General features: G+C 66.1%; 9 protein-coding genes. 3 read left to right on the top strand and 6 right to left on the bottom strand.

The features are described 5' to 3' along the window. Positions 1-189: 189 nt before the first annotated feature. Positions 190-702, bottom strand: a complete 513-nt coding sequence (ssb, locus tag GM672_RS25830) for a single-stranded DNA-binding protein (RefSeq protein WP_155473390.1) — start codon at positions 700-702, stop codon at positions 190-192. Between the two features lie 516 nt (positions 703-1,218). Here ssb and GM672_RS25825 point away from each other — a divergent pair. The 3 genes from GM672_RS25825 to meaB all read left to right on the top strand — a co-directional run bounded on the left by GM672_RS25825 (position 1,219) and on the right by meaB (position 6,697). Then, complete coding sequence (locus GM672_RS25825; RefSeq protein WP_155473389.1) at positions 1,219-3,435, top strand: TonB-dependent receptor plug domain-containing protein; 2,217 nt, start codon at positions 1,219-1,221, stop codon at positions 3,433-3,435. 75 nt (positions 3,436-3,510) lie between these two features. Then, positions 3,511-5,697, top strand: coding sequence for a methylmalonyl-CoA mutase (gene scpA / locus GM672_RS25820; RefSeq protein ID WP_155473393.1), 2,187 nt, complete (start codon positions 3,511-3,513; stop codon positions 5,695-5,697). Next, positions 5,690-6,697 (top strand): methylmalonyl Co-A mutase-associated GTPase MeaB, encoded by a 1,008-nt coding sequence (meaB, locus tag GM672_RS25815; RefSeq protein ID WP_155473388.1) that lies wholly within the window; start codon positions 5,690-5,692, stop codon positions 6,695-6,697. Before scpA ends, meaB begins: the two co-directional genes overlap by 8 nt. Here the strand turns inward: meaB and GM672_RS25810 are convergent. From GM672_RS25810 to GM672_RS25790, 5 genes are all read right to left on the bottom strand, one after another. Then, positions 6,694-7,170 carry a VOC family protein gene (locus GM672_RS25810; protein WP_155473392.1) on the bottom strand — a complete coding sequence of 159 codons (477 nt, stop codon included), beginning with the start codon at positions 7,168-7,170 and terminating at the stop codon, positions 6,694-6,696. The two genes, meaB and GM672_RS25810, sit on opposite strands and share 4 nt — an antisense overlap. A 4-nt stretch (positions 7,171-7,174) precedes the next feature. Beyond that, entirely contained in the window at positions 7,175-8,404 is a 1,230-nt protein-coding gene (locus GM672_RS25805) for a cation:proton antiporter (protein WP_155473387.1), read from the bottom strand. Positions 8,405-8,486: 82 nt separating this feature from the next. Then, entirely contained in the window at positions 8,487-9,440 is a 954-nt protein-coding gene (locus tag GM672_RS25800; RefSeq protein WP_155473386.1) for a DUF6039 family protein, read from the bottom strand. 108 nt (positions 9,441-9,548) lie between these two features. Next, on the bottom strand, positions 9,549-10,316 hold the full coding sequence (locus tag GM672_RS25795) for a thioesterase II family protein (protein ID WP_211517431.1): 768 nt from the start codon (positions 10,314-10,316) through the stop codon (positions 9,549-9,551). Further along, the coding region (locus GM672_RS25790) for a beta-ketoacyl synthase N-terminal-like domain-containing protein (RefSeq protein ID WP_155473385.1) at positions 10,313-11,367 on the bottom strand (1,055 nt) is incomplete at its 5' end. The genes GM672_RS25795 and GM672_RS25790, both read right to left, overlap by 4 nt.

The raw sequence follows: 11,367 nt of genomic DNA, 5'->3' as shown, positions 1-11,367 counted from the left end.
GCCAGGCACTGCGTCCGTACGGCCTGGTACTCGTCGATTTCCATGCCCACCTCCGTCTTGGTTCATGCCAACTTACGGTATGACAATGGTCGAGCCAACAAGTTCCTTGCGACCGGGGCACAGCGCCAAAAAAAAGGCGCCCCGCAAGTCCGGGACTGGCGGGGCGCTGCGTTTCAAGTTGTGCTTATATTAGAACGGGATATCGTCATCCATATCGGAGAAGTTCGGTGCCGGCTTCGGAGCCGGGCGCGGGGCCGGGGCCGATTGCTGCGGGCGTGGAGCCGGACGGCTTGGTGGCGCGTCGTAGCCGCCCATGTCGTCGCCACCGCCCATGCCGCCACCCATGCCGCCGCCTTCGCCCATGCCCTGGCGGCCGCCCAGCATCTGCATCTCCTGCGCGATGATGTCGGTCGCGTACTTTTCGACGCCGTCCTTGTCCGTGTATTTACGGGTCTGCAGGCGGCCTTCGACGTAGACGGACGAGCCCTTCTTCAGGTACTGGCCAACGATCTCGGCCAGGCGGCCGAAGAACGAGATGCGGTGCCACTCAGTGACTTCCTTCTGCTCGCCGGTATTCTTGTCCTTGCTGCGGAACGAGGTGGCAACGGCAATATTGGCGATGGCATCGCCGCTCGGCATATAGCGGATCTCCGGGTCACGGCCCAGGTTGCCGACGATGATGACTTTGTTGACTGACGCCATGTAAAACTCCTGCTTACCCAGAATATTTCTCGGGTATAAGATTATTAATAATGCATCGAACAGTCCAAGCAAATTTGCCGAGCTGCATCAAAAGCCCCGCTGCAAACCCTTGCGCGCGTCCGTTGCGTGATTGAATTCGGAACCATGCAGTTTACCGTACTTTGACTGTTTACAAGAGCTTTCGTGGTCGGCCGCGTGACGTACCTCAACCGGTCCGCGCCCAGGGTAGCGTTGCGCCCGGTCGCTGTCCGGCACGGCGAACGACTGCCGGCTGTCGCGAGCCGCCCCGCTGGACGGTATGAATGGTCGAAGCAGCAAGGCATGCGACGAAAGCACGGTGCGACAGGCGATGCCGGGCTGAATTCCTAGCGCACCGCGGACTTCACTGCAGAGAAATTTTCGCCATCGATTGAAAGCGTTACATAATTTGGACAGTTATTAATAAAAAAACACTTGCCGAAAATGCTCTGCTAGACTTCTCTACAACAACATTTCTCTAGAGAGGGCTCTTCCCCCATGACCCGACTCCTACCGCTGGCCTGTCTCGCCCTGCTCGGCAATATCTCTGCCCAGGCGCAGGAAGCGATGGCCAGCGCAGCCGGTTCCGCCGCTGCACCGCGGCCCGAACCCGCGGCCGCCGCCGCGCCGGTGACGGCGGTGACGATCACGGGGACGGCAATCTCCGATACCCAGGCCCGCCAGGACAGCACCGCCGCGAAAACCGTGATCGGCCGTGCCGAGATCGACCGGCATGGCGCCACCAGCATGGGCGAGATCCTGAAACGGCTGCCGGGCATCACCATCAACAGCGCTCCTGGCCGCAGCGGCGGCGAAATCCGCATGCGCGGCCTGGGCAATGGTTATACCCAGGTTCTCGTCAACGGCGAGCGGCCCCAGGCCGGTTTCTCGCCGGAGTCGCTGGTGCCGGAACAGGTTGAACGCATTGAAATCATCCGGGGCGCGGTGGCCGAATACAGCGCGCAGGGCATCGCGGGCACGATCAATATCGTGCTGCGCGAAGGCTACCGCCAAAAGGACGTCCAGCTGCGGCTGACCGACACGTTCGACGACGGCAAGCACAGCCCGATCGTTTCCATTTCGCTGCCCGGCAAGAACGGCGCACTCACATGGCTGCTGACGGCGACGGCCACGTCGAACATCGAGAAGGACGACAGCACGACCTCGTATGTGGACATGCTGGCCGACGCTACCGTCGTGCGTGCCGAAACCGCCACCGACCATATCAAGCCGCGCAACAACATGCTGCAGGTCGCGCCGCGCATCACGTACCGGTTCGCCAACGGCGACACGCTCAACTTCCAGCCCGCGCTGTCGGCCAGCCATTCGCACAACAGCATCCGGGGCACGCTGGCGCAGCGCATCGGCAGCGCTGCGCCGGAATACGCCCGGGTCTTCGGCAACGGCGACGCCGACGCCGTGTTCTTCCGAGGCACCGGCAACTGGCTGCACAAGATGGCACAGGGCGGCAAGCTCGACGTGAAGTTCAGCCTGGGCGCCGGCCGTACCGAGTCGACGGCGGCACGCGACCAGTACGATGCCGCCGGCGTCCTGCTGGACCGCTACGACGACCGCGACAAGGCGCGCGGCTGGGGCATCACCAACGGTGCCAAATACACGCGGCCGCTGGCAAAGGGGCACGTCATTGCCGCGGGCTGGGATGCCGAGGCGGGCTACAGCCGCCGCCGCACCGACGCCTTGCGCAATGGCGCGCCCATATTCGCCGACGCCGGTGGCGAAGTCAGTGCCGACACCTTGCGCCTGGGCCTGTACGTGCAGGATGAATGGGAGATCACGCCCCAATGGTCCGCCTATCTGGGCCTGCGCTGGGAAGGCTTGCGCATCAAGGCCGAGGAACAGGCGCGCGCCATCTCCAATCGCGCTTCCGTGCTGAGCCCCATCCTGCACACCGTATGGCGCATCCCGGGCACGACGAAGGACCAAGTCAGGGCCAGCCTGAGCCGCGCCTACCGCGCGCCGCAGTTGACGGAGTTGCTGGCGACGCCGCTGGCAAGCCGCCTGAACGGCCCCACCCGCCCCGACCGCATGGGCAATCCCGACCTGAAGCCGGAACTGGCGCAAGGCCTGGACCTGGCATACGAACACTACCTGGGCAAGAGCGGCATCGTCAGCGCGGGCGGCTTCGTGCGCCGTATCGACGACCTGATCCGGCGCGAACTGTCGCTGGTGCAGACGGCACAGGGCCTGCGCTGGGTGTCCCGTCCCGCCAATGCGGGCGATGCCCGCTCCAGCGGCATCGAGCTGGAAGCCAAGCTGATGGCCTCCGAGCTGTGGCAGGATGCGCCGAAGGTCGACCTGCGTGCCAACTACAGTTACTTCTGGTCCAGCGTAGACCAGGTGCCGGGCCCGGACAACCGGCTCGACCAGCAAGTTCGCCAGACCGGCAACCTGGGCATCGACTACCATCTCAACAAGCTGCCGCTGAGCATTGGCGGCACCTATAACTGGACCCCCGCCGGCGCCGTCCAGCTCAGCAGCGTCGAACGCGTCGTTACCGGTGCCAAGCGCCAGCTCGACATTTACGCGCTGTGGAAGTTCGATGCCAACACCAACCTGCGCATCGGCGGCCGCAACCTGCTCGCGCAGGACTACCTGAGCGACCGGATCGTTGCGACCGGCCTGCTGACGCAAGGGGCCGCCACGGCGACCAGCACAAGAGCAACCTGGACAATCAAGCTGGAAACCAAGCTTTGAGTCTGCTTCATCAGTATTGTTTCACCGTTTTCAGCAGCTACATTCTCTCAACGATGTCGCATGAACGAAACTACTATGACCGACGCTCGCCGGCACCCTGCCCATGCCCCCTCCACGCTCGACAGCTGGCGTGACGCCGCCGCACGGGCAGCGCCGCAGCAGGACCCGGCGCGGCTCGATACGCCGCTGCCCGAAGGCATCGTGCTGCGGGCCCTGTACACCAGCGCCGATACTGCCGGCCTGCCCCACACCGACACCCTGCCCGGTTTCACGCCGTTCATTCGCGGGCCGCAACCGACGATGTATGTGACACGACCGTGGACGATCCGGCAATATGCCGGTTTCTCCACGGCCGCCGAATCGAACGCCTTCTACCGGCAGGCGCTGGCCGGCGGCGCGCAGGGCATCTCCGTCGCCTTCGACCTGCCGACCCACCGGGGCTACGATTCCGACCATCCGCGCGTGACGGACGATGTCGGCAAGGCCGGGGTCGCCATCGACTCCGTCGAGGACATGAAAATCCTGTTCGACGGCATCGCGCTGGACCAGGTCTCCGTATCGATGACGATGAACGGCGCCGTCCTGCCCGTGCTGGCCGGCTTCATCGTGGCGGCCGAGGAACAGGGCGTGCGCCAGGAGCAGTTGAGCGGCACGATCCAGAACGATATCCTCAAGGAATTCCTGGTCCGCAATACCTATATCTATCCCCCCGCACCGTCGATGCGGATCGTCGCCGACATCATCACGTACACGTCGCGGCATATGCCGCGCTTCAATTCGATCTCGATTTCCGGCTACCACATCCAGGAGGCCGGCGCGAACCCGACACTGGAATTGGCGCTGACCCTGGCGGACGGCATCGAGTACGTCCGCACCGCGCTGGCGGCCGGGCTCGACGTCGACGCCTTTGCCGGCCGCCTGTCATTCTTCTTTGCCACCGGCATGTCGTTCTACCTGGAAGTGGCGAAGCTGCGCGCCGCCCGCCTGCTGTGGTCGCGCATCATGACGGACTTCGGCGCGCGTTCGCCGAAATCGCTGATGCTGCGCACGCACTGCCAGACGGCCGGCTCCTCGCTGACGGTGCAGGAGCCGTACAACAATGTCGTGCGTACCACGATCGAGGCGATGGCCGCCGTGTTCGGCGGGACCCAGTCGCTGCACACCAACTCGCTCGACGAAGCGATCTCGCTGCCCAGCGAAGCGGCGGCGCGCATCGCGCGCAATACCCAACTGATCCTGCAGGAGGAAACGCAGATCGCCAATGTCGTCGATCCCTGGGCCGGCTCCTACATGATGGAGAAGCTGACGCAGGACGTGGCCGACCGCGCCTGGGCGCTGATCGAGGAAATCGAAGCGATGGGTGGCATGACGCTGGCCGTCGAGTCCGGCTGGGTCAAGCTGAAGATCGAGGCCTCGGCCACGGAAAAACAGGCCCGCATCGACAGCGGCAGGGAAGTGATCGTCGGAGTCAACAAATACCAGTATCGCGGCGCGGCGCAGGAAGCCGTCGCCCCGCGCGACATCGACAATGCCGCCGTGCGCGACACCCAGCTGGCCATGCTGCGCGCCTTGCGCGAGCGGCGCGACCAGGCCGCCGTCGACGCGGCATTGGCCGCGCTGACGGCCGCGGCCGAACACGGCACCGGCAACCTGCTGGAATTGGCGATCGCGGCCGCACGACTGCGCGCGACCGTGGGCGAGATGAGCCACGCGCTCGAGCGCGTGTGGGGCCGCCATCGGGCCGCCACCCAGCTGGTCAGCGGGCTGTATGGCGCGGCCTTCAAGGACGACCTCAACTGGGCACGCCTGAAAAATCGCATCGTCGCGTTCGACAGCCAGCATGGCCGCCGCCCCCGCATCCTCGTCGTCAAGCTGGGCCAGGATGGCCATGACCGCGGCGCCAAGATCGTCGCCAGCGCCTTTGCCGATGTCGGCTTCGATGTCGACGTCGGCCCCCTGTTCCAGACCCCGGCCGAGGCGGCACGCCAGGCCATCGAGAACGACGTGCACGCGATCGGGGTGTCGACACTGGCGGCCGGCCACAAGACGCTGCTGCCCGCCCTGATCGGCGCGTTGCGGGCGGCGGGCGCCCACGACATCGTCGTGTTCGCCGGTGGCGTCATTCCCGTGCAGGATCACGCCTTCCTGCAAGCGGCAGGCGTGCGCGGCATCTTCGGACCCGGCACGCCGATCCTGGATAGCGCGACGCAAATCCTGGCGCAGATCGAGACCGTGCTGGACGGCAGTGCCGGCCATGCCTGAGACTTGCGCCGGGCTGGGCGTCCTGCCTGCCGGGGATGCCGCCATGGCAGCCGGGCTGCTGGCGGGCGACCTGCGTTCGCTGGCCAAGGCGATTTCGCTGACCGAATCGCGCCGGCCGGACCACCGCCTGCGTGCCCAGGCCATGGTGGACGCGCTGCTGGGCCATACGGGCAAGGCACTGCGCGTGGGCATTTCAGGCGTTCCCGGAGTCGGCAAGTCGAGCTTTATCGAAACCCTGGGCCTGCATCTGCTGGCGGCGGGACACCGCGTGGCGGTGCTGGCGCTGGACCCCTCCTCCCTGCTGGCGGGCGGTTCGATCCTGGGCGACAAGACGCGCATGGAGCAGCTGTCGCGCCAGGACGGCGCGTTCATCCGTCCCTCCCCCGCCGGCGGCGCGCTCGGTGGCCTGGCGGCCCACAGCCGCGAGGCCTTGCTGCTGTGCGAGGCTGCCGGCTACGACATCGTGCTGGTCGAAACGGTCGGCGTCGGCCAGAGCGAGGCCACAGTGGCGTCCATGACGGATGTGCTGGTGCTGCTGCAATTACCCAACGCGGGCGACGAGCTGCAGGCACTGAAGAAGGGCGTGCTGGAAGTGGCCGACATTGTCGTCTGCAACAAGGCCGACCTCGATGCGGGTGCGGCCGCCCTCGCCAGCGAGCAACTGCGCGCGGCGTTGCACCTCGTCCGGCCGCGCAGCCCGCACTGGACGCCGCCCGTCCTGCAATGCAGCGCCCGCGCCGATACCGGCATCCTGGAAGTGTGGCAGGCAGTCTGCCGCTATCGCGACACCATGCGCGCGGCCGGCGAATTCGACCAGCGCCGCCGCCTGCAGGCACTGGCATGGATGTGGCAAACCATCGAGCACGGCTTGCGCCGCTGCTTCGATGCCGACCCCGCCGTCCAGGACGCGCTGCCGCCGCTGCTCGACCAGGTCGCGCACGGCGGCATGGCCCCCGTGGCCGCCGCCAATCGCCTGCTGCAGCGATTCCAGCGCCGCTAGGGCGCGTGGGCGGCAATCACGGCGGGCGGCGCCTGCACCAGTTCCACCAGCACGCCGCCGGCACCGATGGGAAAGGCCTCGTTGCCTTTCGGATGCAGGAATGCGATATCGTGGCCGGCCGCGCCGCGGCGGATGCCGCCCGGCGCGACCCGCACGCCCTGCCCGGCCAGCCATGCCAGCGCGCCGGGCAGGTCATCGACCCACAAGCCGATATGATTCAGCGCGGGCTGGTGCACGCTGGGCGAACGGTCGGGATCGACTGGTTCCATCAGGTCGACCTCGACGGCGAAAGGGCCGCTGCCCAGCATGGCAATGGCTTCGTCGACGTTCTCGCGCTCGCTGCGGAACTGGCCCACCATGGCCAGCCCCAGCAGGTCGCCCCAGAACGCCTTCAGCGCCGCCTGCGACGTGCCGCCGATGGCGATCTGCTGCAGGCCGAGGATGCGGAACGGACGTTGTGCGCCGGACGTCATCACGTCAGCCCGCCACGCCTGCCGCTGCCGGCTGGGCCCGCTGCCGGCGTGTCAGCAACGTCATCGACGGTGCCGTGATCAGCGTACTGATCAGGGCCATCATTGCCAGCGCCGAATAAATCTGCGGGCCAATAATGCCGGCATCGAGGAAGATATTGATCGCGATCAGTTCCATCAAGCCTTTGCACTGCATCAGGCACCCCAGCGTGCCCGCGTCGCGCCATGGCAGCCCGAGCGCGCGACCCGCCAGCGTCACGCTGGCGCATTTGCACACCACTGCCGTCGTCGTCACGAAGGCCGTCAGCATCCAGAACGACGGGTCGCCGAAATCGAGCTGCAGTCGCATGCCCGTGACGACGAAATAAAACGGCAACAGCAGGGTATGGCTGAAGGTGGCCAGCGGCTCGCGCCACTCCTGCAGCATGTCCTTCGGCAGCACGACCCCGGCCACGAACGCCCCCAGCAAGGGGTGCAGGCCGATCAGGTCGGTCACCATGGCGGACAGGCACACCAGGGCGGCAAACACCATGACGCCATTGCGGGCACGCCCGGCCGCGGCGGCATGCCACCGTTTCAACACGGGCTTGACGACCAGGAACATGGTGGCGCCGTACACGACCAGCAAGCCGAGCATGACACCCGGCATCGCATGCGTGTTGCTCGACAAGATCAGGGCAATGCCCAACCACAGCCAGACATCGTCCAGCATGGCGCAATTGACGGCCAGCTTGCCCACTTCAGTCGTGGCCAGCCGCGTCTCACGCAGGATCGAGATCAGTACAGGCAGTGCCGTCACGGCCAGCGTCACGCCCAGGGTCAGGGCCCAGCGCACCGGTGTCGCTTGCGGCCCCATCAGGCCAGGCATGTTGCTGACCAGCAGATAGCCGGCGAAACTGCCGATGACGAAGGTGGAAAAGAATCCCGCCACGCTGATGGGCAGGAAGCGCAGCGTCTGCCGGCTGGTGGGATTGGACATCGACTCGCTGCCGGCCAGCGCGATCATGATGACGACGCCGATCCAGCCCAGGCCCTGCAGCGAAAAGCCCAGCGGCCCGGCGAGCACATCGACGTCGTGCGCCCGCAGCCATGCCAGTGCGCCGCTTTCCTTGATCAGGAGTCCCACCACCAGCTGCACGAATACGAGGGGGAAGATTTTCTCCATCCGGAACAGACGGGCAATCACTGAGGGCAAGCAAAGGAACAAGAAGGTCGCTGCAAAGAAGATACTGTTCATGACTCGTCCGCCTACATGATGGATTTTCGATGAGAGCCAGTGGCCCCCCACCGTTGCCGGTGCGGGGCCATGCCGGTAGCGCTTATTTCTGCGGCATCTGCGTGGCGTACATATTCCAGTGCTGCGGCGTCAGCGCAATATCTTCCAGGGTCGCGTCGATGAACATGCGGCTCCAGTCGCCACCGCCTTTTTCCGGCGAAATCCACTGTTTGCTGTACACGGCCGCCACTTCCGGCGTCATGGCGGCGCGCATGTCGATCAGCGAGTAATACGCCGACAGGTCCTTCAGGTGAATCAGCCAGTGGATGCGGTCGGAACGGCCGAACGCTTCCTCGTACAGGAACACCGACGCCAGGCCGCGCTGGTTGACATTGATGATTTCCGCGACGGCGCGGGCGAACTGGCGCCCCTCCGCGCGGAACTCGTATTTCAGCTGACCGGTACGGTGGATGACGATGCCCGCCGTGACGGAATTGAGCGTGTCCTCCGGTGCCAGCGAAGTCTGGTGCTGCGCTGGCGGCAGGATCAGCCCGCCCGAACGGGTTTCCTCGGTCGGCACCGCCATGCCGGCCGTCGCGGTGCCGTACATGCCGTAGAACTGCGGCAGCAGCACCGTTTCCGTGATGCTGCCGTCGACAAACATGCGGTCCCACGTGCCGCCGCCCTTCTTCTCGTCGATCCGCTGCTTGAAGAAGATATTGCGGAAGCCAGGGTCACTGTTGCCCATCCGCACCATCGTCGAATAGGCCTCCAGGTTGGTGATGTGCAGTATCCAGTGGATCACGTCCTTCGTTCCGAAGGTTTCCTCGTAGACGAATACCGACGCGACCCCGACCTGGCTCGACGTGATGTATTCGCCCAGTTCGCGGGCGAAAGCGCGTGCCTCGGAGCGATACTCGGCCTTCGCGATGGCGCGACGGTGTACCACCAGTCCGCTATTGGCCGAATGCAGGATCTTCTCGTAGGGCAGGCTGGTCTGGTGGCGGGCAGACAGAACAACGTTGTCGGAATCAAGTACGGCTAAGGGCTGGGACATATCTACTCCTCGAAAGGGAAAAGGTGCAAGACACCTGGATGGAAATCAACCTTCTGGACCGGCAATTTAGCATTGCTCAGTTGATAATATTTGCGTGAAAAATTGTTGTCAATCAATAACGACCGCCCTGTCATCGCGTGCGCTTTTCAAGTGCCGTCCCAGCAACGCCAGCAGACGCTGCGGCTGGTCCAGCAAATAGAAGTGGTTGCCCTCGAGGACGCTGTGCGAGAACCTGCCGGCCGTGACTTCACGCCATGCCATCAGTTCCGTCTCGCTCACTTCGGTATCGTCGCGACCCATGAACGCGGCCATGTCGCACAGCAGCGTGCGGCCCGTCAGCGGGGTATAGCGTTCATTCAGTTCGAAGTCCGCCCGCAGGCTGGGCATGAAGGTACGGAACAGCTGTTCGTCCTGCAGCACCTGTGGCGGCGTGCCGCCCAGGCTGCCGATGGCGGCAAGGAAGGCGTCGTTTTCCATCGCATGCACGGGCGGACGGCGGCTGCGCAGGTGCGGCGCGCGCCGGCCCGACACGAGCAGCTGCCGCAGCGGGAGGCCGAGCGCTTCGGCACGCCGGGCCACTTCGAAGGCGACGATGGAGCCCATGCTGTGGCCGAACAGTGCGAACGGCACGTCCAGTTCGGGCAGCAGTGCCTCCATCAGTGGTCCGATCAAGGCTTCCATGCTGCGGTAAGGCGCCTCGCCCATGCGCGCTTCGCGGCCGGGCAGTACGACGGGGCAGACTTCGACTTCCGGCCCGAACGCGCCGCGCCAGGGCGCGAACAGGGTGCTGCCGCCGCCGGCGTGGGCAAGGCCGATCAGGCGGAACTTGACGGTGGCAGGGTCGGCGCGCCGCCCCGCGATCCAGGATTTTTTCACGATGGCTGGTACTCCGGATGGACAAATATCTGGCTGGTATTGATGCCGCTGAAGCCGAAGCTGTTCGACAGCGCCGCGCCCAGCGACCGCGTTTCATGGCGCTTGCCGCACCAGCGCAAGGCCGCGTCGATGGGCGCATCCAGTGTCGGGTGGCCATGGACGAAGCCCTGCTGCAGCTGCGCCACCACGGCGACCGCTTCGAGCACGCCGGCACCGGCGAGGCAATGTCCCAACAAGGCCTTGGGTGCGTTGATGCATGGCTGGCGCGGCGCCGCGCTGAAGACCTCGCGCAGCGCCTGCGCTTCGGCCTGGTCGCCGGTGGCCGAGGACGATCCATGCGCGCTGACCAGGTCGATCGCGTGCGCCGGCAGCCCCGCCTGTGCCAGCGCGGCGCGCATCGTGGCGGCCTCGCCCGCCACGCTGGGATGCGTGCCACGCTTGCCGTCCAACCCCATCGCGGCCCCGGCCAGCAAGGCCAGCGCTTGCCGGCCCTGCCGGCGCACCTGCGTCTGCCGTTCCAGCACGATGGCCGCGCCGGCCTGGCCGTAGACGAAGCCCGCGGCGTCGCGGTCGAAGGGCCGGCATCCCGTGGCGGCGGTGCCGCTGTAGGCGGCGCCGACCGCGGTCAACGCCGCCGCTTCCGCCCCGGACAGCAGCATCGGCACGCCCACCACGAGGACGGCGTCCACGTCGCCCGACAACAGGGCTCGCCGGCCCAGCGCCAGCGCGACGCCACCGCTGCCGGAGGCACCACCGGCGGTGAAGCCTTCGCCATGCAGGGACAGCATCTCGCTCAGCGCGCCCACGTAGTCGGTATCCATGAAGTGCATGGCGTAGCTGGGACGGACCGCCTTGCCCGTGGCATGCCGGGCCCACGCCGCGGCAGCTTCCTGCTGGTTCAGGTTGGAGCCGGCGACGATGACGCCGACGCGATCACCCGCGCCGGCACCGGCCTGCTGCCACGCCTCGGCGGCGGCCAGCAAGGCGCTCTGCAGCGCGGCACCACCGCCATGGCCGGCACGATGCAGCGCTGCAGAGCGCCTTGCTGGCC

It is taken from the genome of Pseudoduganella buxea (assembly GCF_009720835.1).
Classification (GTDB): Bacteria; Pseudomonadota; Gammaproteobacteria; order Burkholderiales; family Burkholderiaceae_D; genus Rugamonas; species Rugamonas buxea.
The sequence above is the reverse complement of the archived record's forward strand: the minus strand, read 5'-3'. Positions and strand labels throughout refer to the sequence as shown.

What these genes read in the sequence shown, in the direction of transcription:
- ssb (WP_155473390.1), bottom strand. Translation starts at nt 702, where the DNA reads ATGGCGTCAGTCAACAAAGTCATCATCGTCGGCAACCTGGGCCGTGAC.
- GM672_RS25825 (WP_155473389.1), top strand. Translation starts at nt 1,219, where the DNA reads ATGACCCGACTCCTACCGCTGGCCTGTCTCGCCCTGCTCGGCAATATC.
- scpA (WP_155473393.1), top strand. Translation starts at nt 3,511, where the DNA reads ATGACCGACGCTCGCCGGCACCCTGCCCATGCCCCCTCCACGCTCGAC.
- meaB (WP_155473388.1), top strand. Translation starts at nt 5,690, where the DNA reads ATGCCTGAGACTTGCGCCGGGCTGGGCGTCCTGCCTGCCGGGGATGCC.
- GM672_RS25810 (WP_155473392.1), bottom strand. Translation starts at nt 7,170, where the DNA reads ATGACGTCCGGCGCACAACGTCCGTTCCGCATCCTCGGCCTGCAGCAG.
- GM672_RS25805 (WP_155473387.1), bottom strand. Translation starts at nt 8,404, where the DNA reads ATGAACAGTATCTTCTTTGCAGCGACCTTCTTGTTCCTTTGCTTGCCC.
- GM672_RS25800 (WP_155473386.1), bottom strand. Translation starts at nt 9,440, where the DNA reads ATGTCCCAGCCCTTAGCCGTACTTGATTCCGACAACGTTGTTCTGTCT.